The 21,202-nt window shown below is 71.3% G+C and carries 18 protein-coding genes; 10 read left to right on the forward strand and 8 right to left on the reverse strand.

Going from position 1 to position 21,202, the window contains the following annotated elements; genetic code table 11:
* Positions 1 to 25 precede the first annotated feature (25 nt).
* A complete protein-coding gene (locus MZC64_RS14630; RefSeq protein ID WP_247756632.1) occupies positions 26 to 454 on the reverse strand; it encodes an Ohr family peroxiredoxin in 429 nt (142 codons plus the stop codon).
* A 201-nt stretch (positions 455 to 655) separates the two neighbouring features.
* Here MZC64_RS14630 and MZC64_RS14635 point away from each other — a divergent pair, with 201 nt between their 5' ends.
* From MZC64_RS14635 to MZC64_RS14645, 3 genes are all read left to right on the forward strand, one after another.
* Complete coding sequence (locus MZC64_RS14635; protein ID WP_247756631.1) at positions 656 to 2,575, forward strand: BTAD domain-containing putative transcriptional regulator; 1,920 nt, start codon at positions 656 to 658, stop codon at positions 2,573 to 2,575.
* An 81-nt stretch (positions 2,576 to 2,656) separates the two neighbouring features.
* Positions 2,657 to 3,277 carry a DUF47 domain-containing protein gene (locus MZC64_RS14640; protein ID WP_247756630.1) on the forward strand — a complete coding sequence of 207 codons (621 nt, stop codon included), beginning with the start codon at positions 2,657 to 2,659 and terminating at the stop codon, positions 3,275 to 3,277.
* On the forward strand, positions 3,277 to 4,266 hold the full coding sequence (locus MZC64_RS14645; protein ID WP_185005361.1) for an inorganic phosphate transporter: 990 nt from the start codon (positions 3,277 to 3,279) through the stop codon (positions 4,264 to 4,266). The genes MZC64_RS14640 and MZC64_RS14645 overlap by 1 nt, the downstream gene beginning before the upstream one ends.
* On the opposite strand, the gene MZC64_RS14650 is transcribed toward MZC64_RS14645, so the two are convergent.
* Positions 4,242 to 5,210: a TIGR01777 family oxidoreductase gene (locus MZC64_RS14650; protein WP_247756629.1), complete on the reverse strand. Its 969-nt coding sequence runs from the start codon at positions 5,208 to 5,210 to the stop codon at positions 4,242 to 4,244. The genes MZC64_RS14645 and MZC64_RS14650 overlap by 25 nt on opposite strands.
* Positions 5,211 to 5,316: 106 nt before the next feature.
* Between MZC64_RS14650 and MZC64_RS14655 the strand changes: the two genes are divergently transcribed.
* Both MZC64_RS14655 and MZC64_RS14660 read left to right on the forward strand, forming a co-directional pair.
* A complete protein-coding gene (locus MZC64_RS14655; protein WP_247756628.1) occupies positions 5,317 to 5,949 on the forward strand; it encodes a hypothetical protein in 633 nt (210 codons plus the stop codon).
* Positions 5,950 to 6,118: 169 nt separating this feature from the next.
* The gene (locus tag MZC64_RS14660; protein WP_247756627.1) at positions 6,119 to 7,573 is read left to right on the forward strand and encodes an MDR family MFS transporter; all 1,455 of its coding nucleotides are present in this window, start codon (positions 6,119 to 6,121) and stop codon (positions 7,571 to 7,573) included.
* Positions 7,574 to 7,627: 54 nt separating this feature from the next.
* Here MZC64_RS14660 and MZC64_RS14665 read toward each other — a convergent pair whose 3' ends face one another.
* The 4 genes from MZC64_RS14665 to ngcE all read right to left on the reverse strand — a co-directional run bounded on the left by MZC64_RS14665 (position 7,628) and on the right by ngcE (position 12,261).
* Positions 7,628 to 9,037, reverse strand: a complete 1,410-nt coding sequence (locus MZC64_RS14665) for an SdrD B-like domain-containing protein (RefSeq protein WP_247756626.1) — start codon at positions 9,035 to 9,037, stop codon at positions 7,628 to 7,630.
* A 100-nt stretch (positions 9,038 to 9,137) separates the two neighbouring features.
* Positions 9,138 to 9,953: a carbohydrate ABC transporter permease gene (locus MZC64_RS14670; protein ID WP_247756625.1), complete on the reverse strand. Its 816-nt coding sequence runs from the start codon at positions 9,951 to 9,953 to the stop codon at positions 9,138 to 9,140.
* Positions 9,950 to 10,858 carry a carbohydrate ABC transporter permease gene (locus tag MZC64_RS14675; protein WP_247756624.1) on the reverse strand — a complete coding sequence of 303 codons (909 nt, stop codon included), beginning with the start codon at positions 10,856 to 10,858 and terminating at the stop codon, positions 9,950 to 9,952. The genes MZC64_RS14670 and MZC64_RS14675 overlap by 4 nt, the downstream gene beginning before the upstream one ends.
* Positions 10,855 to 12,261: an N-acetylglucosamine/diacetylchitobiose ABC transporter substrate-binding protein gene (ngcE, locus tag MZC64_RS14680; RefSeq protein ID WP_247756623.1), complete on the reverse strand. Its 1,407-nt coding sequence runs from the start codon at positions 12,259 to 12,261 to the stop codon at positions 10,855 to 10,857. Before ngcE ends, MZC64_RS14675 begins: the two co-directional genes overlap by 4 nt.
* A 208-nt stretch (positions 12,262 to 12,469) precedes the next feature.
* On the opposite strand from ngcE, the gene MZC64_RS14685 reads away from it, so the two are divergent.
* Entirely contained in the window at positions 12,470 to 13,366 is an 897-nt protein-coding gene (locus MZC64_RS14685; protein ID WP_247756622.1) for a diiron oxygenase, read from the forward strand.
* A 3-nt stretch (positions 13,367 to 13,369) separates the two neighbouring features.
* Complete coding sequence (locus tag MZC64_RS14690; protein ID WP_247756621.1) at positions 13,370 to 14,878, forward strand: FAD-dependent oxidoreductase; 1,509 nt, start codon at positions 13,370 to 13,372, stop codon at positions 14,876 to 14,878.
* A gap of 98 nt (positions 14,879 to 14,976) precedes the next feature.
* Here the strand turns inward: MZC64_RS14690 and MZC64_RS14695 are convergent, their stop codons facing one another.
* Positions 14,977 to 15,579, reverse strand: a complete 603-nt coding sequence (locus MZC64_RS14695; protein WP_247756620.1) for a MerR family transcriptional regulator — start codon at positions 15,577 to 15,579, stop codon at positions 14,977 to 14,979.
* A 78-nt stretch (positions 15,580 to 15,657) separates the two neighbouring features.
* Here MZC64_RS14695 and MZC64_RS14700 point away from each other — a divergent pair, with 78 nt between their 5' ends.
* The 3 genes from MZC64_RS14700 to MZC64_RS14710 are packed head-to-tail and all read left to right on the forward strand — an operon-like array spanning position 15,658 to position 20,218.
* On the forward strand, positions 15,658 to 17,403 hold the full coding sequence (locus tag MZC64_RS14700) for an ABC transporter ATP-binding protein (protein WP_247756619.1): 1,746 nt from the start codon (positions 15,658 to 15,660) through the stop codon (positions 17,401 to 17,403).
* A complete protein-coding gene (locus MZC64_RS14705) occupies positions 17,400 to 19,160 on the forward strand; it encodes an ABC transporter ATP-binding protein (protein ID WP_247756618.1) in 1,761 nt (586 codons plus the stop codon). Before MZC64_RS14700 ends, MZC64_RS14705 begins: the two co-directional genes overlap by 4 nt.
* Positions 19,157 to 20,218: a methyltransferase gene (locus MZC64_RS14710; protein ID WP_247756617.1), complete on the forward strand. Its 1,062-nt coding sequence runs from the start codon at positions 19,157 to 19,159 to the stop codon at positions 20,216 to 20,218. The genes MZC64_RS14705 and MZC64_RS14710 overlap by 4 nt, the downstream gene beginning before the upstream one ends.
* Here the strand turns inward: MZC64_RS14710 and MZC64_RS14715 are convergent.
* Positions 20,187 to 21,176 carry a YafY family protein gene (locus tag MZC64_RS14715; RefSeq protein WP_247756616.1) on the reverse strand — a complete coding sequence of 330 codons (990 nt, stop codon included), beginning with the start codon at positions 21,174 to 21,176 and terminating at the stop codon, positions 20,187 to 20,189. The genes MZC64_RS14710 and MZC64_RS14715 overlap by 32 nt on opposite strands.
* Positions 21,177 to 21,202: the final 26 nt, after the last annotated feature.

Raw genomic sequence — 21,202 nt, forward strand, 5'->3', positions numbered from 1 at the left:
GCGACGGCCGGCTGAGCGCGGCGGCTCAGGCGACGGTGGCGTCGATGGTCACCGGGATGGTCGGGCCGAGTGCCTTCGAGTAAGGGCAGATCTGGTGGGCCTCCCGGCCCAGTTGCTCGGCGGTGTCCTGGTCGATGCCGGTGACCTCCAGGTGCAGGGCGGCACTGAGGGTGAACGAGCCAGCCCCGTCGTGGTGCAGGGTCACCTCGGCCACCACGGCGAGATCCTTCAGCGGCACCTTGGCGGCGGTGGCGGCGCGGCGGGTGGCGCCCAGGAAGCAGGAGGCCCAGCCCGCGGCGAGCAGCTGCTCGGGGTTGGTCGCGCCACCCGCGCCACCCAGCTCCTTCGGGATGGCGAAACGGACGTCCAGGGCGCCGTCGGCTGCCACGGCGCGGCCGCCGTTGCGGCCCTCGCCGGTCACGGTCACGGCGGCGGTGTACTCGGTCGCTGTCATGCCGACCACCTGACCAGCCACGTGCACACTCCCCGCGAACGACTTGTTGACGCCCAGCTCCAGACCCGGTCACCAACCCACCCCGCCGCCCAGTTGGCCCAAGTCGTACGCCAAGTTGGCCCAATTGGGCGTACCACTTTGCCCAAGTCGACGGTGGCGGCGGGGCCGGGCACTAGGCCGATCGGGCCTAGGGTGGGGGCGGTGAGCAGACGGCTGCGGTTCGAGTTGCTGGGTCCGGTGCGTGCCTGGCTGGACGGGGCCGAGACCGATCTGGGCGCGCCGCAGCAACGCGCGCTGCTGGGGGTGCTGTTGCTGCACGAGGGCGCGGTGGCCACCCAGGATGTGCTGGTCGAGGCGGTGTGGGGTGCTCAGCCGCCGCCGGCGGTCGGCGGGATGGTGCGCTCCTACATCTCCCGGCTACGCCGCGCGCTCGGCGATGCCCGGCCGGCCTCGGTGATCCGGTCGGTGGCCGGGGGCTACGCGCTGGCCACCGAACCCGGTCAGCTCGACCTGGCCGACTTCCAGCAGCAGCTCTCCGCCGCCCGCGAGGCCCGCCGCACCGGCGAACTCGAGGCCGAGGCCACCGCGCTGCGGGCCGCGCTCGCGCTCTGGCAGGGCCTGCCCCTGGCCGGGGTGCGCGGGGAGTACGCCGAGCGGGAACGCGAACGGTTGCGGCAGTTGCGGCTGACCGCGGTGGAGGACCTGGCCGCGGCCGACCTGGAGCTGGGCAGGCACGTCGAGGCGGTCTCCGCGCTCACCCCGCTGATCATCGAGGAGCCGCTGCGGGAACGCGCCCGGATGCTGATCATGCTGGGGCTCTACCGCTCCGGCAGGCAGGCCGAGGCACTGGAGCTGTACCAGGACGCGGTGCGCCGCTTCACCGACGAACTGGGCCTGGACCCCGGCGCGGAACTACGCGAGATGCAGCGCCGCATCCTGCGCGCCGACCCCGGCCTGACCGGACCCACCCCGGTGCGCCCGCTGTCCTCGGCCGAACGCGCCCGCCTGCCCATGCAGCTACCGCCGGACCTGCCCGAGTTCACCGGCCACCAGGCGCTGCTGGCCCGGATCGCCGGCGAGCTGCGGCCGCTGGAGGGCGGGGTGCCGGTGCACGCCTTGACCGGCGCGCCCGGCATCGGCAAGACCAGCGCCGCCGTGCACCTGGCGCACCAGGTGGCCGCGGAGTTCCCGGATGGGCAGTTCTACGTGTACCTGCGGGCCGCGCCCTGTCCGCTGCCGGTGCTGCTGCACGCGCTCGGCGTCACCGAGGTGCCCGCGGACCGGACGGAACGCTCCGCGCTGTGGCGCACCCTGACCTGCGGGCGGCGGATCCTGCTGGTGGTGGACGACGCGATCGAGGACCACCAGGTGCGCGCCGTACTGCCCGGCACCGGCGGCCCCGCGGTGCTGCTCACCGCGCGGCAACGCCTCCACGGCCTCGCGCACGCCCGCTGGCACACCCTGCCCGGCCTCGACCCGGGAGAGCAGCGGGAACTGCTGGCCCGCACGATCGGCGCGGACCGTCTGGAAACCGACCCCGAGTCGGTGCGGGCCCTGCTCGCGCACGCCGACGGCCTGCCCCAGGTGCTGCACAACGTGGCCGCCCGGCTGGCCGCCCGCCCGGACTGGAGCCTGGCCACCGCGGTCCGCCGCCTCACCGCCCCAGCCGTGCCATCGGCCGAGGATCCTTACGCCGCCACCCTGCAAGCGCTTCCCGCCGACCAGGGCCGGGCGCTGCGGCTGCTCGCCGTGCCCGACGGCGACAGCACCACCCTGCCCGCCGCCGCGGCCCTCCTGGACGCCGACCCGGCCAGCACCGAAGACCTCCTGGACGCCCTGGTCGAGGCGCACCTGCTGGAGCCGGTGGCCGAGGGCCGCTACCGGCTGCGCGGACCACTGCGCCGCGCCGCCCGCGCCCAGGCCCTCATCACCGACGGCGAGGCCGCCTGCCAGGCCGCTTTGGCCCGGCTGACCCGGCACCATCTGGACACCGCGGACAAATGGAATCCGGCCGACGAACCCAACCGCTGGGCCCTGGCCGCACAGGCCGACAAGATCGCGGATGCCCCCGCCCGGGACCTCGCCCGACTGCTCGCCCAGCACTCGGACAGCTCCCGTTAACCCACGCGGAACCCGCCGGATACCGCGTATTAAGTTGCGCGCATGACCAAGCACCAACCACGACGGGGTGGCTGACCAACAATGCGACTAAGCCGGAAGCCCACCAGTCGGCGGTTCTTCGAGCTGTTCTCCGAAGCTGGTTCGAACATCGCCGCGAGCGTGGACGTGCTGCGGGAGTTCGTGCGCGCGCCCGATGAGCGGCGCGCCGAGCTGGCCGAGCGCCTGCACGAGCTGGAGCACGTCGGTGACCGTGCCACGCACGCGATCATCGAGCACCTGGACCGGTCCTTCGTCACCCCCTTCGATCGCGAGGACATCTACCGCCTCGCGATCCGCCTCGACGACGTGGTCGACGACATCGACGCCGCGGTCGACCTGACCATGCTGTACCGGGTGGACGTGCTGCCCGAGGGCGTGGACGACCAGGTCGAGCTGCTCAGCCGGGCCGCCCAGCTCACCGCCGAGGCGCTGCCCAGGCTGGCCGACCCGCAGGGGCTCACCGACTACTGGGTCGAGATCAACTCGCTGGAGAACGAGGCGGACAAGGCCTACCGGCGACTGCTCTCCCGACTCTACGACGGGCGGCTGGAAGCCCTGGAAGTCATGAAGCTCAAGGAGATCGTCGACCAGCTGGAGGCCGCCGCGGACGCCTTCGAGCACGTCGCCGACGTGGTGCGCACCATCGCGGTCAAGGAATCCTGATGCTCACCACCATGCTTGTGGTGGTGGTCGTGCTCGCACTGGCCTTCGACTACACCAACGGTTTCCACGACGCGGCCAACGCCATCGCCTCCGCGGTGTCCACCAGGGCGCTCACCCTGCGCGCGGCCCTGGCCCTGGCGGCGGTGATGAACCTGATCGGCGCGCTGCTGGGCACGGCGGTCGCGGTCACCGTGGCCTCCGGGGTGATCGACACCCCGGTCGGCGACCACGGGTTGCGGGTGGTGCTGGCCGCCTTGGTCGGGGCCACCGTGTGGAACCTGATCACCTGGTACTTCGGGCTGCCGTCCTCCTCCTCGCACGCGCTGATCGGCGGCCTGGTCGGCGCGGCGCTGGCCTCGGCCACCAACGTGCACTGGTCCGGGGTGCTGATCAAGGTGGTGGTGCCGATGGTGGTCTCACCGCTGGTCGGGCTGACCCTGGGCTACCTGGTGATGACCGGGATCATGTGGGCCTTCCGCAACGGCAACGCGCACAAGGTCGGCCGCGGCATGCGCCGGGCGCAGATCGTCTCCGCGTCCAGCCTGGCGCTGGGCCACGGCCTGCAGGACGCGCAGAAGAGCATGGGCGTGATCGTGCTGGCGCTGGTCATCGGCGGTCAGCAGGTCGGTTTCCACGTCCCGTTCTGGGTGGTGGTGGCCTGCGCGCTGGCGCTGGCCGCCGGCACCTACGCGGGCGGCCTGCGGATCATGCGCACGCTGGGCAGGCGGATCTTCCACCTGACCCCGCCGCACGGTCTGGCCGCCGAACTGGCCGCCTCCTCGGTGCTGTACCTGACCGCGTTCGTCTTCGCCGCGCCGATCTCCACCACGCACGTGATCACCTCGGCGGTGATGGGCGTCGGGGCGACCACCCGGCGTTCGGCGGTGCGCTGGTCGGTGGCGGCCGATATCGCCAAGGGCTGGGTGCTGACCCTGCCCGGTTCGGCCGCGGTGGCCGCGGCCACCTACGGCATCACGGCGTTGTGGTGACGCGGTTCCCGGCCCAGCAGGTCCGCCACCGCGGCGGGCCAGTCCGGGAAGTCGAAGCGAAAACCCGCCTCCAGGAGGCGTCCTGGCACCACCCGCCTGCTTTTCAGCAGTAGTTCGGTGTCGGAGCGGAGGGCGAACGCACCCAGTTCGGTCATCCACTTCGCAGCCGGCAGGCCCACCGGGATCCCTTGTGCCGCACGCAGTGCGCGCATGAGGTCCCGGTGCGGCAGCGGGTTGGGCGCGGCCAGGTTGACCGGGCCGGTCAGCTCCGGGTGCTCCAGCAGGAAGGACACGGCGCGGACCAGGTCCTGGCCGTGGATCCAGGACACGTACTGCTTCCCGCCGGCGACCGGGCCGCCCAGGCCGAGCCGGGTCAGCCGCCGCAGCACGTGGAAGGCGCCGCCGCGTTCCGGGCTCATCACGATCGCGGTGCGCAGCGCGACCTGGCGGGTGTCCGGGGTGACGGATTCCCGTTGCGCCGCCTCCCAGTTCTCCGCGATCCGCACGCTGTAGGCCCAGTAGTCCGGCACTCCTGCTTCGCCGCCGCCGATCTCGCCGGTGGTCTCGTCGTTGGCCTGGTCGAACCGGTGCGCGTAGATGGTGGCGGTGCTCATCTGCAACCAGGTCGCCGGCGGCCGTTCAGCCTGGGCGATGGCCTCGCCGACCACGCGGGTGGAGTGCACCCGGGAGTCCATCATCTCGCGCAGGTTGGCCGCGGTGTAGCGGCAACTCACACTGCGCCCGGCCAGGTTGATCACCGCGTCGCAGCCGTCGATCCGCTCGGCCCACGGCCCCAGCGTTCGACCGTCCCAGTGCAGCCACTCGATCCCCGGCGCGGGCGCGGGACGCCGGCTCAGCACCAGCACCTCATGGCCAAGCGCGACCAGCGCACGACCCAGAAATCCGCCGATGTGCCCGGCTCCCCCGGGCAGCACGATCTTCATGGCACCACCGTACAACATAATTGAGCACTCGCTCAAAACTGTGTTCGACTGGCCGGACCCTGCCAACCCTGGACACCCACCACACCAGCCGTGGTGCGATCCTCGGATGAAGATCGTGACGACCGCCCGGGTCGCGGCGGTGGTCTGCGTGCTGTTGCTGTTCCCCGGCTGCGTGCCCCCGCCGCCTGCCACCACAGCTGTGGCAGCACCCACCTCGGGCAAACCCCAGCCCACCGAGACCGTGCCGGAACGGCAGTGGTGCTACGACGGCGTCCCGTACAACCCGCGCAGCCCCGAGTACCGCGGTCCCGGCCCGCACCTGGCCACCGTGGCCGCGCTGCCCAGCGGAAGCTGGCTGGTCAGCACGCTGAGTCCGGGCGCCCCACTGCTACCCCGGCGGTGGTACCCGGCCATGTCCGACCAGTTCGACCGGAACCGGGTGACCCTGGTGGTCTGCGCGTTCCTGCCCACCCCGGCGGGCACCCAGCGCACCGGCACCTGCGACTGCGCCGACCAGGAGACCAAACGGCCGCGCGCGGTGGACATCGTGCCGGCCCGCTACAGCTTCACCGTGCTCGAAGCCCGGACCGGGCGGAAAATCGGGCAGTTCACCCTGCCCGGAAGTGAGAACCACTGCCCGCGCGGGCTACAGGTGGCGGGTGGCCAGAGCATTGGCCAGCGGGTCGGCGAGGCCGCCTTCGCCGCCGAACTGGATCCTTTTGTGCACGGGAAACGCTGATCCGCGCTGTGATCCGCGCCTCTTTCAGCCGTCAGCTAATTGGGAAGAACCAGATCGGGAGAACGGTTACCCTAATTAGGTGACGCTGGGGGGCTGTCCGGGCCCGTCGCCCATCGTTTCCCCATCCTCCCTGATCACCGCAGGCTCGGATCCGCCAGGAGCACTCCCCATGACGACCAGCACCACCACCGCCCCGCCGCGCCCGGAGCAAGCTCCGGCGCGCCCCGGTCTGCTGATCGGGGTGCTAGTCCTCTCCGCGTTCGTGATGATCCTCAACGAGACCATCATGAGCGTCGCGCTGCGGGACCTCACCGTAGACCTCAAGGTGCCCACCACCACGATCCAGTGGCTGACCAGTGGCTTCCTGCTGACCATGGCCGTGGTCATCCCGACCACCGGCTTCCTGCTCGAACGCTTCACTCCGCGCCAGGTCTTCGCGGTCTCGCTGACCGCGTTCTCCTTGGGCACCCTGCTCTGCGGCATCGCACCCGGTTTCGAGGTGCTGCTGACCGGCCGGGTCGTGCAGGCCGTCGGCACCGCGATGATGCTGCCGCTGCTGATGACCACCGTGATGCGCCTGGTGCCGCTGGAGCGGCGCGGGGCGACCATGGGCACGATCACCATCGTCATCGCGGTGGCCCCGGCCGTCGGGCCGACCATCGGTGGCGCGGTGCTCTCCTCGCTGGGCTGGCGGTGGATGTTCCTGATCGTGCTGCCGCTGGCGGTCGGCGCCCTGGTGGCCGGCCTGGCTCTGCTGCGCATCCACACCGAGACCCGCCCGGTGCCGCTGGACCTGTTCTCGGTGCTGCTGTCCGCGCTCGGTTTCGGCGGTCTGCTCTACGGTCTCTCCGCCAGCGGTGAGTCCGCGGGCGGGCATGCGCCGGTGCCGCCGTGGCTTTCGGTGCTCGTCGGCGCGGTGTCGCTGCTGATCTTCGGCTGGCGGCAGCTGCGCCTGCAGCGCGAGGACAAGGCGCTGCTGGACCTGCGGCCGTTCACGCACCGCTCGTTCGTGGTCGGGCTGGTGCTCAGCGCACTGCTGTTCGTCTGCCTGATCGGCGCGGGCGCGATCCTGCTGCCGCTGTACCTGCAGACCGTGCTGCACACCTCGACCTTCGTCAGCGGCCTCGCGGTGCTGCCCGGCGGTCTGGTGCTCGGTCTGCTCGGCCGCCCGGTGGGCAAGCTGTTCGACAAGGTGGGCGCCCGCCCGCTGGTCATCCCCGGCGCGCTGTCCATGGCGGTCTCGCTGTGGCTGTTCTCCTTGCTCGGCCCGGGTTCGCCGCTGCTCGCGGTGATCGGCATCCACGTGCTGCTGATGATCGGCCTCGGCCTGATGATGACCCCGCTGATGACCGAGTCCCTTGGCTCGCTGCCGGAGCAGCTCTACTCGCACGGCAGCGCGATCCTGGCCACGCTCCAGCAGGTGGCAGGCGCGCTCGGCACCGCGGTGTTCATCACCGTGGCCACCGTGGGCAGTGTGGACCGCTCCACCGGCAGCCCGGACGTCGAGGGCCTGCACATGGCGTTCCTGGTGGCGGGTGTGATCGGCCTGGTCGCCCTGGCCGGATCGTTCTTCGTCCGCGCCAAGCAGCCGGGCAGCGCCCCGGCCGCACCGGCCATGCACTGAGAATCCTGACCCGCGAAGGGGGATCGGCGAGTTCGCCGGTCCCCCTTCGCACGTTCAGCGGCCCGGAATCGGCCGGAGCACGTGTGCCCAGCCGCTGAAGTCATTCGGCGGCGCGACCACGTCGAACACCACGTCCTTGCGCACGAATCCCCAGCCCTGCACGGTCATCCGGTACCGCCCGGCCGGACCGGCCAGCTTGACCAGGCCCGCGCCGTCGGTCTGCGCGGTGAACTCGTGCCCGTTGTCCAGGTCGATCAGCCGGACCTCCTGGTTGACCAGCCCCTCACCCGCGTCGACGGTGCCATTGTTGTTCCGGTCGTCGAACAGCGTGCCGCTGACGGCCCCGTCCCGCCCGGTCACCTTGGCCACCAGCAGTCCGCTGGGCTGCCCGTCGGAGTGCTCCTCCAGCTGGTAGAAGTCGCAGCTCTGGTACAGGTAGCCGCGCACCCCGCCGTGCGCGGGCACCGTGCCACGCACCCGGAACTCGCGGGTCTGTCCCGGCTGGACCGTCGCACCGGCCGCGTCGTAGCCGAGTTCGCCCCAGCCCGCCGGCGGGACCTCCAGCTGCAGGCGGTTGTCCATCCGGTCGCAGGCCACGTGGATCCCGGTCAGCGGCCGGGTCCCGGTGTTCGTCAGGGTCAGGCGGATCTCGGCCTCAGCGCCGACCGGGTAGCTCGCCTGATCCAGCGCGACGGTGGCCCGCAGGGACTCGGAGAGCGGGCGCATCGCCCGGAACGGCACCTTGACCTCGGGCGTCGCGCCGTCCAACCGCAGTTCCTGGTACCCGTGGCTGATCCAGCCGCCCGGCAGGCTCTGCACGCTCACCGAGTACTTGCCGGTGGCCGCCCCAGGGAAGGAGTACCCGCCGTCAGTGCCGGTGACCGCGGTGCGCGCGCCCTCGTTGTTGCGCAGCTCCACCGTCGCCCCGGCCAGGCCCTCCCCCGCCGAGGGCTCGCCGTTCAGGTCGGCGTCGCCGTAGATCTGCCCGCTCACCACCACCTTGGTCTCCGGCGAGACCACCGGCACCAGTGCCTCGCCGAGGTCGTCGGCCGGGTTCACATCGCGGGGCGACAACGCGCCCAGTTTGAACCGGGCGTCCCCGCCGCCCCACCCGCCGAGATGCCCGCGCAGCGTGTACTCCCGGGACTGCCCCGGCAGGTAGCTCGCGCCGAGCCCGCCCGGCCCGAGATCACCCCAGTCGCTCATGTCCGCGATGTAGAACGAGGTTCCGGAGATCGGCCGCTCGTCCTTGCGCAGGTAGTAGGCACCCTGGTTACCGACGTTGGTCACGGTGAGCTTGACGGTGATCGGATCTCCCGGCAGGTAGGTCCCGCTGGGCACCGAGACCGTGCTGCGGATGTCCGGCCCCTCCACCGCGGCGGCCGGGCCCGCGACCAACCCACTGGCTGCCAACGACAACACGACCGCGCCGGTCAGCACGCGCGCTGATGACAACGACCCCATGCGCTGTTCCCCCTCGACTGCCCGCGCGCCCACCGCGCGTGGCTCCTCATGTACACACTGGAGTCTTGATCTAGGTTGCCCAAAGTGACCCAGACCACAGTCAGCGGAGCGCGCCCGCGGTGGCCCCGGCCTGGATCTGCCGCTGGAACACCACATAGGCCACCAGCACCGGCAGCATCGCGATGGTCAGCCCGGCGAACAGCCCACTCCAGTCCCCGCGGTAGCCCTGGCTGGTGGACAGCGCGGCCAGGCCCTGGGCGAGCACGTAGTTGTCCGGGTCCGGGTTGAGCACCAGCGGCAGCAGGTACTGGTTCCACAGACCGAGGAAGTTGAAGATGGCCACCGAGATCAGGCCGGGGCGGGCCATCGGCAGCATGATCCGGAAGAACACCCCGGCGTGCGAGCAGCCGTCGAGGAACGCGGCCTCGGCCACCGCGCTGGGCAGGCCACGGAAGAAGGCGTGCAGGAAGAAGATGGTGAACGGGGTGGCGAAGGCGGTGTAGACCAGGATCAGTCCGAGGTGGGTGCCGAGCAAGCCCAGCTGCTGCACGGTGAAGAACAGCGGCACGAGCGCCAGGAAGGTCGGGAAGAACATCGAGGCGACGAACAGGTAGTAGACGAACCTGTTGCCGCGGAAGGGATAGCGGGCCAGCGCGTAGGCGGCCAGCGCGCCCAGCAGCATGGTCAGCGCCAGCGCGCCGCCGACCACCAGCACCGAGTTGAGGAAGTAGCGGCCGATATCGGCCTCGGTCCAGGCCCGGCCGAAGTTCGTCCACTGTGGACTCTCCGGCAGCGACCACGGGCTGGTCAGGATCTCCCGGTCGGTCTTGAGCGCGCTCAGCGCGGCCCACAGCAACGGGAACCCGGTGACCAGGGTCCAGCCCAGCAGCGCCAGGTGCAGCGGGATCCGTCTCATGCCAGCTCCACCCGCTCCCGGCGGCCCGCGCGCAACGCCAGCACCGCGAAGACCAGGGTGCCGAAGAACAACGCCACCCCCATCGCGGCCGCGTAGCCGAACCGGCTGAAGCTGAAGGCGTTGCGGTACAACGAAAGCCCGATGACCTCAGTGGCCCCGTCCGGTCCGCCGGGTCCCACGGTCATGATCTGCACCAGCGCGAAGCCGTCCAGCGCGGCCATGCCCAGGTAGACGAAGGCCACCTGCACGTTGTCCCACAGCAGCGGCAAGGTGATCCGCCGGAAGGTGGTCCACTGCCCGGCGCCGTCCAGCAGCGCGGCCTCGTAGAACTCCCGCGGGATGGCGTCCATGGCCGCACTGAACAGCACCAGGTAGAAGCCCACGCCGGACCAGATCAGCACCGCCAGCACCGCGAACAGGGCCAGTCCTGGCTCGGCCAGCCAGCTGCGCGCCAGCCCGTCCAGGCCGAGTGCGCGCAGCCCACCGTTGATCAGTCCGCTGTTCGGGTTGTAGGCGAATCCCCACAGCACGGCCACGATCGCCACCGAGAGCAGCTGCGGGAAGAAGAACACGATCGAGTAGAACCGGGCCCCGCGCACCCCGGAGCGGCCACCGCGAGAGCCGAACTTGAGCGCGGTGGCCAGGAACAGGCCCAGCGCGATGGTGCCCAGCGGCAGGGTCAGCAGCAGCACCAGGTTGTTGCGCACCGCAGCCAGGAACAGCGGATCCGAGCCGAGCTGGACGAAGTTGTCCAGCCCGACGAACCGCGCCTGCCCGGCCACCCCGTTCCAGTCGGTGAGCGAGAGGTAGAACGCCTGCGCGTACGGGGAAAGCACGAACACCACGTGCAGCAGCAACGCGGGCAGCAGGGCGCAGGCGACAAAACCCAGACCCCGCCGCCTCATTTGCGGGTGTACTTCTTGACGCCGGAGTCCTTGGCCAGTGCGTCGGCCGCCAGTTGCAGGCGGTCGGCGAAGGCCGCCGGGGTGAGTCGCCGGGTGATCAGCTCACCGACCGCGTCGTCGGTGGCCTTGCGCAGCTGCGGATACCAGCCGCGGTGCCGGAAGCTGATCAGCTCCGTCCCGGCCGCGCGCACGGCGGCGCTGACCGAGCCGAGTCCGCTGGACAGGGTCAGTCCGTCGGTGGCCCCGGCGACCGAGGGCAGGGTGCCCGCGGTCCGGGCGAACTCGCGGCAGGCGTTGCGGGAGAACAGCATCCGCAGGAAGTCCAGTCCGCCGGCGATGTTCTTGGCCTTGGCCGGAACCAGGTAGGACTCGGTGCTGGAGGCTTCCAGCGCGGTGGGTTTGAGCTTGTCGGCGGCGGTGCGCGCGGGCAACACGCCCAGGGTCATGTCGAAGCCCGGCGGGGTGACCTCGCGCTGTTCGCTCTCCAGCCAGGAGCCGGATGGGATGAACGCGGCCTTGCCCTGGCACCAGGCTGCTTGGGCTTCGGTGTGCGACAACGCTTCCGAGCCGGGCATGAAGTAGCCGCGCCCGGCCAGTTCGGCGAACGCCTCGGCCGCACCGCGTAGCGCTTCATGCCGCCAGGCGCCGGGTTCCAGGTTGTCCAGGGCCCGCACCAGGTCCATGCCACCGGTCTTGGCGGCCATGGTGAGCAGTGGATCGGTGATGTAGTCCGGATATTTGCCCTGGTAGGTCCAGGGCGCGATGCCGGTTTTCTTGATCTCCGCGCACAGCGCGAGCATGGCCTCCCAGGTGGCCGGGTAGGTCCAGCCCTGCTTGGCGAACAACGACTTCGAGTACCACAGGCCCCACACGGTGAAGGTGTAGTTCAGGTGCACGCAGACGCCGTCGCGTTCACCGTCCTCGACCACGCCGGGCAGCAGGGTGTTCCGCACGGTGACGTTGGGGTCGTCCCAGGAGGGGGCGTCGAGCAGTTCGGCCAGGTTGGTGAGCTGACCGGCGGCGGCGAGTGCGGAGATGTCCAGCGCGCCGGCCCCGGTGTTGTCGACGACGTCCGGCGGGGTGTTGGCCACGAACCGCGGCCGCAGGGTGTCGCCGACCTGCTGGATGCCCCGGTGCTCGATCGCGCTGCCCGGGTACCGCTCCAGGTAGACCTTCTCCGCGGCCAGCACGTAGTCGTCGCCGTAGCCGCCCTTGAAGACCACCACCTCCAGCGGTGACCCGGCCTTGACCCCGAACGGGTTGCGCGCACTGCGCTCCCCGCGCTCACCCGGACCGGCGCCCGGCCCGCCGCCGGTGACACAGGCGCCGAGCAGCGGCGCGGACACCCCGAGCACGGCCGCGGCGCGCAGCAGGGCGCGGCGGGAGATGTTGGTGGTTGCCATGTCGGGCCCCCTTCTGGTGGAGGGATTTCCGACTCTGATCGTGACCGAGGGCCCGCCCGGTGTCGATGTCCAGCGCCGGATGCAACCCGGGTGGCAGAGCGCCCGCCGTCCTGGCTGCTCACGGGGTCTGGGCGAGACCGGACATATGTGTTACTTTTGGTTACAGTAACCTTGAGTAACAGCTACTCGGCTTACAAGGAGTCCGCGAATGGCCACCGTTGAAGCCCGACCCGACCGCCAGGCCGTGGCACGCAGGCTGCTGGACTCGTCGTCGGAGTTGTCCTACGACCCGGCGACCGAGGTGGATTGGGAGACCCCGCTGGACGCGGCGCACCACGGCATGAGCCCGGAATGGTGCAGCCTCTACGGCACCGCGTACTGGGCGGAGATGTCCCCGGAACAACAGCGCGAACTGACCCGCCAGGAGTCAGCCTCGGTCGCGAGCACCGGGATCTGGTTCGAGATGATCCTGCAGCAGATGATCCTGCGGGACTTCTACGCCAAGGACCCCACCGACCCGGCCTTCCAGTGGGCGCTGACCGAGATCGCCGACGAATGCCGCCACTCGATCATGTTCGCCCGCGGCTCGGCGAAACTGGGCGCACCCGCGTACCGGCCGAAGCGGCTGGTGATCGAACTCGGCCGGGCCTTCAAGACGGTCGCCTACGGCGAGGCCGCCTACGCCTCGATCCTGGTCGCCGAGGAGGTCCTCGACGTCATGCAGCGGGACTGGATGCGCGATGACCGGGTGGCGCCGTTTGTCCGCACCATCAACAACATCCACGTGGTCGAGGAATCCCGGCACATGAAGTTCGCCAGGGAGGAGACCCTGGAACGGCTGCGGGGCGCGGGCTGGCTGCGCAAGCAGATCAACGGCCTGGTCGTGGCCATCGTGTCCTACTGCATCGTCACCAGCATGGTCAGCCCGAAGGTCTACGCCAACGCCGGACTCGACACCAGGCGGGCACTGCGCGAGGCCAAGGCGAACCAGAACTACAAGTCGATGATGCGGTCCAGCTGCGCGGGCCTGATGGAGTTCCTCAACTCGGCCGGCCTGCTCACCAAGGCCGCGACCTGGTTCTACCAGCGAGCGAACCTGATCTGAGCCATGGCCTTCGCGATCACCCAGACCTGCTGCGCCGACGCGTCCTGCATCGCGGTCTGCCCCGTCAACTGCATCCACCCGACCCCTGACGAGCCGGATTTCGGCACCACCGACCTGCTCTACGTGGATCCGACTGCCTGCATCGACTGCGGCGCCTGCGCGGACGCCTGCCCCGTGGACGCGATCTTCCCGGTGGCCGAACTGCCCGCCGACCTCCAGCCCTACGCCCGGATCAACGCCGACTACTACACCGACCGCGCCCCGGCGGAGACCGCGCCCGCGCCGATGTTCCATGCCTGGAGCCCGCCGGAGTTCACCCGCACCATCCCCGCCGACTTCGCGCCACTGGACATCGCGGTGGTCGGCACCGGCCCCGCGGGCATGTACACCGTCGCGGACCTGTTGCTGCACACCAACGCCAGGGTCACCCTGATCGACCGCCTCCCGGTCACCGGCGGCCTGATCCGCTACGGCGTGGCCCCGGACCACCCGTCCACCAAGAAGATCGCCGAAACCTTCGCCCGCTTCCACCAGCACCCCCGCCTGACCCTGCGCCTGGGCGTCCAGGTCGGCGCGGACCTCTCCCCCGCTGACCTGTCCGCCCAGTACGACGCGGTGATCTACGCCGTCGGCGCCTCCGCCGCCCGCACCCTGGACATCCCCGGCGAAGACCTCCCAGGCAGCCTGGCCGCCACCACCGTGGTCGCCTGGTACAACGGCCACCCCGACGTCCCCGCCACCGCGGTGGATCTTTCGGCCGAACGCGTTGTGCTGGTGGGCAACGGCAACGTCGCCCTGGACGTCGCCCGCATCCTCGCCGCCGACCCGAACACGTTGACCGGCACCACGATCGCCCCTGCCGCACTGGCCCAACTGACCTCCAGCAAGGTCCGCGAGGTAGTGCTGCTGGCCCGCCGCGGCCCGGCCGACGCGGCCTACACCATGCCGGAACTACTCGCCCTCACCGAGCGAGCCGACCTCGACCTGGTGCTCGACGACCAGGACCCCCGCACCACCCAGGCAGTCGACGCCGGTGACGGCAAAGCCGCACTGCTGCAAGGGATTACCCGGCAGACAGTGGACTGGTCCGCCCCACCCGCGCCAGGACGAAGGCGGATCGTGCTCCGATTCCACTCGGCGCCACTGGAGATCGTCGGCGACACCGAGGTACGCGGCCTGCGCGTCACCGGCCCGGACGGGGAGATCGAGATCGCCACCGGCCAGGTGATCCGAGCAGTCGGCTATCGCGGAAACCCGTTGCCAGGCCTGCCTTTTGCCCCCGACACCGGCACGATCCCGCACGAGGGTGGCCGCGTCCAGCCGGGCACCTACGTGGTCGGCTGGATCAAACGCGGCCCCACCGGCGGAATCGGCGCAAACAAGGCCTGCGCAGCCGAGACGGTGGGAACGCTGCTAGCGGACGCCATCGCAGGCAACCTCCCACCCCGAACCCCCCGCCCCTCCCGCCTCGCCACTCTCACCGCCCGCCTCCGCAACCGCCCCACCCCCTAACCCGGCCCCGGCGTACCACTTGGGCCAACTGGTACGCCCACTTGAGCCAAACCGGCGTACCAGTTGGCCCAACTCGCCGGATGTTGGTGCCCCACCCCTCACCCCGACCGCCGCCGGGCCCGGTAGGCGCGCTGCCGACAGGCCGCCGAGCAATACCGCCGCGGCCGCCCCCGCACCCCCTCCCCCACCACCCGCGCGCAACTCACACACCGCGTTTCGTCACCCGACTCGGCCTTTTCATCACTCCCGCCGGCCTTCGCCGCCCGAGCCGCCGACACCAGATCCTCCTGCGGCAACCGTCCCCGCGGCGTCCGCTCGGCCAGCTCGCGTTCCAGGTACGGGCAGTCGGTCATGTCCGCGTCCTCGCACTGGAGCAGGTGCTGGAGGTAGTCGCGGGCGGCGGTCAACTGGTCGATGCGGTCGGCCAGCGCGCCGATCTGCCCGGCGACGGTGCCCTGCCAATCCTCCCGCCTGGCCTGGCCCGCGGCCACCACCGCGGCCTGGGCCAGCGGCATCAGGCCGGTGACGCAACACAGGTAGGCCACGCCGAGGCGACGCAGGTCGGCCTCGCGATAGCGGCGGCGGCCGGCGTCGCGCGGGGGTGGGCCGAGCAGGCCGCGTTCCTCCCACCAGCGCAGGGTCGAGGGCGGCAGGTCGTACAGGGCGGCGGCTTCGCTGATGGCGACGGCGGGTGGAGTCACCGCTCCAGTTGACATCAAGTCGACTTGAACCGGCAACCTTTCGCCCTAGGTAAGGCTAACCTTCCTAGGGGGTTGAGGATGAGCGTCGACGTCGGGCCGCGGTTGATCGGAATTCGCGCGGCGGGACGGATGTTGCGACCGGTGCGCGGGCACCTGATCACCTGCGCGGTGCTGTCCGCGCTGGGCGAGGCGGCGGGGTTGGCGCCCTACCTGGCGGTGGCCGAGATCGCGCGGTCGGCGTTGACCGGGTCCGGCGGCGTGCTGTGGTGGGCGGTGGCCGGGGCGGCCGGGGCGGTGCTGCGGCTGGTGTTGCTCGCGCTGTCCTCGCACCTCGGGCACCACGCCGACGCGCGCATGCTGCACCACCTGCGGCGCGGCCTGGTCCGGCGGCTGGGTGTGCTGCCGCTGGGCTGGTTCCGGACCGCCGGCTCCGGCCAGATCAAGAAGGCGATGACGGACGACCTGGAGGACATGCACAACCTGTTCGCGCACTCCCTCGGCGAGATCCTCGGCGCGGCCACCGCGATCGGCTGCGGCCTGGGCTATCTGCTGCTGGTGGACTGGCGGCTCGCCCTGGTCACCGTGCTGGTCCCGGCGCTGGCGCTGCTCTGCTACCGGATCTCGATGCGGTCCATGCCGCAGCACGTGGCCCGGCTGATCACCGCCGAGCGCGAGGTCAGCGCCGCCGCGGTGGAGTACGGCGACGGCATCGCGGTGGCCAAGACCTTCGGCGCGGGCGGCCGGGTGCTGGACCGCTTCCACGCCGCCGTGCGCGAGCAGCAGCGGGCCTTCCGGGTCTGGGTGGACGAGGTCAGGTACAGCTCCGCATTCAACCGGGTGCTCGGCTCCGAGCTGACCGTGCTCGCGGTGGTGCTGGCCGTCGGACTGCCCCTGGTGGCCGCGAAGTCCCTGCCCGCACCGGATCTGCTGCCGTTCCTGGTGGTCGGGCTGGTGCTGCCGAACGCGGTGCTGCCGATGATCCACGGCGGCATCGGCCTGCGCACCGCCCGTCTGGCCGCCGGGCACATCGACGCGCTGCTGACCCGTCCCGGCCTGCCGGAACCGGCGAAACCCCAACGCCCGCAAGGACATCGGATCGAGTTCGACCGGGTCAGCTTCTCCTACGACGGCGTCACCAACGTGCTCAGCGACCTCAGCGCCACCTGCGAACCGGGCACGGTCACCGCGCTGGTCGGGCCCTCCGGCGCCGGGAAGTCCACCCTCGCCGCGTTGTTGCCGCGCTTCCACGAGGTCACCGACGGCGCGATCCGGATCGGCGGGGCCGACATCCGCGAGATCGCCTCTGCCGACCTGTTGTCCTTGCTGGGACTGGTGTTCCAGGACGTGGTGCTATTGCGGGACACGGTCACCGAGAACATCCGCATCGCCTGCCCCTCAGCCACCGACGCCCAGGTGCGCGCGGCGGCCGAGGCCGCGCAGATCCACCACGTGCTGGCCGCGCTGCCCCGGGGCTACGACACCGTGCTGGACTCCGGCGAGGGCGGCCTCTCCGGCGGCGAACGGCAACGGCTCACCATTGCCCGCGCGATCCTGTCCGAGGCCCCGATCGTGATCCTCGACGAGGCCACCGCGGCCCTGGACCCGGACAGCGAGGCGGCCGTGCAGGACGCGCTGTCCGCGCTCGTCGCCGGGCGCACCGTGCTGGTCATCGCGCACCGCCTGCACACCATCGCCACCGCAGATCAAATCCTGGTCCTGGACGAAGGCCACCTGGTCGAACGCGGCGACCACCACGAACTCCTCGCCCAGGACGGGCTCTACGCGCGCCTGTGGCGGGCCCAGCGGAACGGAGGCCAGGCATGATCCGCCAGCTGCACCGGTTGTGGCCGGAACCCGCGCCACTGCACCGTTTCGCCGCGCTGCAAGCCGCGCTCGCGGTGCTCCAGGGCCTGCTGCTGGGCCTGCTGTTCCCGATCCTGCGCGCGGTGCTGCGCCCGGAACCGGATTTCGCCGCCGCCACCCCGTGGCTGCTTTTCGGCGCCGCCGGGGTGCTGCTGCACTGGCTGCTCAGCGTCCTCGCCACCCCGGTCGGCTTCGCCGCCAGCGGAGAACTCGGGATGGCACTGCGGATGCGGCTGATGGGCCACCTGACCACGTTGCCGCTGGGCTGGTTCACCGCCGAACGCAAAGGCACCTTCGTGCGCACGGTGACCTCCGTGGCCACCTCGGTCTCCCGGCTGTGCGTGGTGGTCGGCGGCCCGGTGATCACCTGCACGCTGGTCCCGGTCACCGTCACCGCGATCACCCTGGCCGTGGACTGGCGGCTCGGCCTGGCGCTGCTGGCCACCCTGCCGGTCGCGTTCCTGCTGCTGCGGCACTGTCGCCGCAAGACCGCCGCGGCGTGCGTGGACATGGAGGTGGCGGCCAACGAGATCGCCGCCCGCGCCATCGAGTACGGCCAGGCCCAGCCGGTGCTGCGGGCAGCCGGTCAGTCCCGGACCGGCACCCGGCAACTCGACACCGCCCTCACCGAGCACCACCGCCGCTATGCCCGCGCCCTCAACGAATCCCTGCTGCCCACCCTGTCGGTCACCGGCGTGGTCACCCTCGGTTTCCTCGCGGTGCTGGCCCTGGGCGTGCACCTGCTCACCTCCGGCGCCCTCGCGGTCGCGGACACCGTCGCCCTGCTCGTGCTCGCGGTCCGCTTCCTGGAACCCCTGGGCGCACTCGCCGGCCACGTGCACGGCCTGGGCGCCCTGGACTACGGCCTGGACCGGGTGCAGCAGCTGCTGCGCACGCCGCGACTTCCCGCCCCCGCCAACCCGATCCGCCGGCTCCCGCACACCGGCATCGACCTGATCGACATCACCCACACCTACGGCCCGGACCGCCCGGCCCTCGCCGGCGTGACCTTCCACTGCCCACCCGGCTCCACCACCGCGCTGGTCGGCCCCTCCGGCTCCGGCAAGACCACGGTGATCCGCCTGATCGCCCGTTTCCTGAACACCACCGAGGGTTCGGTGCGCCTCGGTGGCCTGGACGTCCGCGACTACGACCACCCCGACCTGCTCAGCCACCTGGCCATCGTCTTCCAGGACGTCTACCTGTTCGACACCACCATCGAGGACAACCTCCGCCTGGCCCGCCCGAGCGCCACCCACGCCGAACTCACCGCCGCGGCCCGCGCCGCCCGCCTGGACGAGGTGGTCGACCGGCTGCCCCAGGGCTGGCGGACCCGGGTCGGCGAGGCCGGGGCGCAACTCTCCGGCGGCGAACGCCAGCGGGTGGCCATCGCCCGCGCCTTCCTGAAACAGGCCCCGATCGTGCTCATCGACGAGGCCGCCTCCGCCCTGGACGCCGCCAACGAGGCCGCGATCAGCGCGGCCATCACCGAACTCGCCCGGGACCCGGACCGCACCGTGGTGGTCATCGCGCACCGCCCCAGCACCCTGGCCGCCGCCGACCAGGTGATCGCCCTGGACGCCGGCCGGGTGGTCGAAACCGGCGCGCCGGCGGAACTCCTCGGCACCGGCGGCGCCTTCGCCCGCATCCATCAGCAGTTCATCCACGCCCGCGGCTGGCGCATTGCCACCCGCGACCAGGAAGGAGCCCCCCGATGACCCAGTCCCAGTCAGTAACCCCGGCCCACCCGACGGCCCCTGCCCAAGCAGCGACCCCGTTCCAGACCGTGACCCACCTGCTCTCCGGTGCGGCCCGGACCATGGTGGTCGGCACCGCCACCCGTCTCGGCCTGCCCGACGCCCTGGACCACACCCCACGCACCGCCGACAACATCGCCGCCACCTGCGGAATCCCCGCCCCGCAAGTGATCCGGCTACTCCGCGCGCTGGCCGACCTCGGCCTGTGCACTGAGGGCGACAGCGGCTTCACCGCCACCGAGGCGGGCACCCTGCTCCGGTCCGATGTGGACGGTTCACTGCGGGCCTACGCCCTGCTCGCCTCGCACCCCACCGGCCTGGAACCGCTGTCCCGCCTGGACTTCAGCCTGCGCACCGGTCGCGCGGCCTTCCCGGAGGTCTTCGGCAAGGAGGTGTTCGAGTACTTCGCCGCCGACCCGGAACTGGCCACCCTCTACAACTCGGCCATGGGCCAGCCCACCCGGCACATCGCCAACGCCCTGCCCGACCTCTACGACTTCAGCCGGTGCAGCTCGATCACCGATGTCGGCGGCGGCAACGGCAGCCTGCTCATCACCCTGCTGCACCGCTTCCCGGAGTTGCGCGGCCTGGTCTTCGACACCCAGGCCGCCGTCCCCGAGGCCGCCGAGGCGGTCCGTCAGGCCGGGCTGGGCGATCGCTGCGCCACCCAGGCCGGTGACTTCTTCGCCGAGGTCCCGCGCGGCGCGGATCTGTTCGTGCTCAAGTGGATCCTGCACGACTGGGACGATGACCAGGCCGTCCGGATCCTGGCCAACTGCCGGGCCGCACTGCCCGCGGACGGCCGGATCCTGATCGTCGACGAGGTCCTGCCGGAACGCGGAAACCCGGACCAGCCCAGGGATCCCGGCCTGACCGACATCCGGATGATGGTGCTCTACGGCGGCCGGGAACGCACCCGCGCCGAGTTCGAGCAACTCTGTGCCCGCGCCGACCTCACCGTCACCACAGCGGTGCGCCGCAACGGTGTCAGCCTGGTCGAGGCTGTCCATAGCAGCTGAGGACCGCGGTGGCGCGCTCCCGCAGCGTGGTGCGCAACCACTGCGGCGCCAGGGCTTCCGCGTTCGTCGCGAGCTGCCACAACGCCCATTCGGCGTGCCGCGCGTCCTGGAAGGTCGCCGCCAGCCGCAGCCAGCCGTCCGCGTCGACCTCGCCGGTGTCCTCGGCGCGGACGGTCAGCGCGGTGCCCACCAGGTCCGTCCGCCGCGCCGGATTGAGCCGCAGCAGCACGGTGATCTGGTCGCCGCCGGTCCGGAACCGGGTGCTGCGTTCCTGCCAGGCCCGGTCCAGATCAACCCGGTCCGGTCGCTGGGCGGGCTCGTCGAGTTCCTCGGCGGCCAGGATCCGGGACAGCCGATAGGTGCGATCCGCGCCGGACCGGGTGGCCAGCAGATAACCCTGCCCGCGCACGGTGACCAGTCCGATCGGATCCACCGTGCGCCACCGCGCGGCCTGGTCCGCGGCCGCGTAGTGGATGCGCAGCTTGTGCCCGGCGAACACCGCGCGCCGGACCTCGGCCACCACGGCAGCCGGCACCTCCTCGGCGACCTGCCGACGCGCGAGCAGATCGGTCTCCGGTTCGATGAGCAGTCTCTGGGCCGCCCCGGCCGCGGTGGTCCGATTGCTCTCCGGCAGCGCGTCCACCACCTTGCGCATGGCCGAAGCCAGCGCCGAGCCCAGTCCGAACGCCTGTCCGCCCCGCCGCGATCCGGCCACCAGCAACGCCAGCGCCTCGTCGTGGTTCAGCCCGGTGAGTTCGGTCTGGAACCCGGGCAGCAACGCGAACCCACCGAGCCGCCCGCGTTCGGCGTACACCGGCACACCGGCCGCGGACAACGCCTCGATATCGCGCAGCACCGTGCGCGTGGACACCTCCAGCTCCCGGGCCAGCGCGGTCGCGGACAGCCGCCCGTGCCGGCGCAGCAACAGCACCAGCGACACCAACCGGTCGGCACGCATGCCACAAGTCTACGGAAATACACGAC

Source organism: Crossiella sp. S99.2, assembly GCF_023094165.1.
Classification (GTDB): Bacteria; Actinomycetota; Actinomycetes; order Mycobacteriales; family Pseudonocardiaceae; genus Crossiella.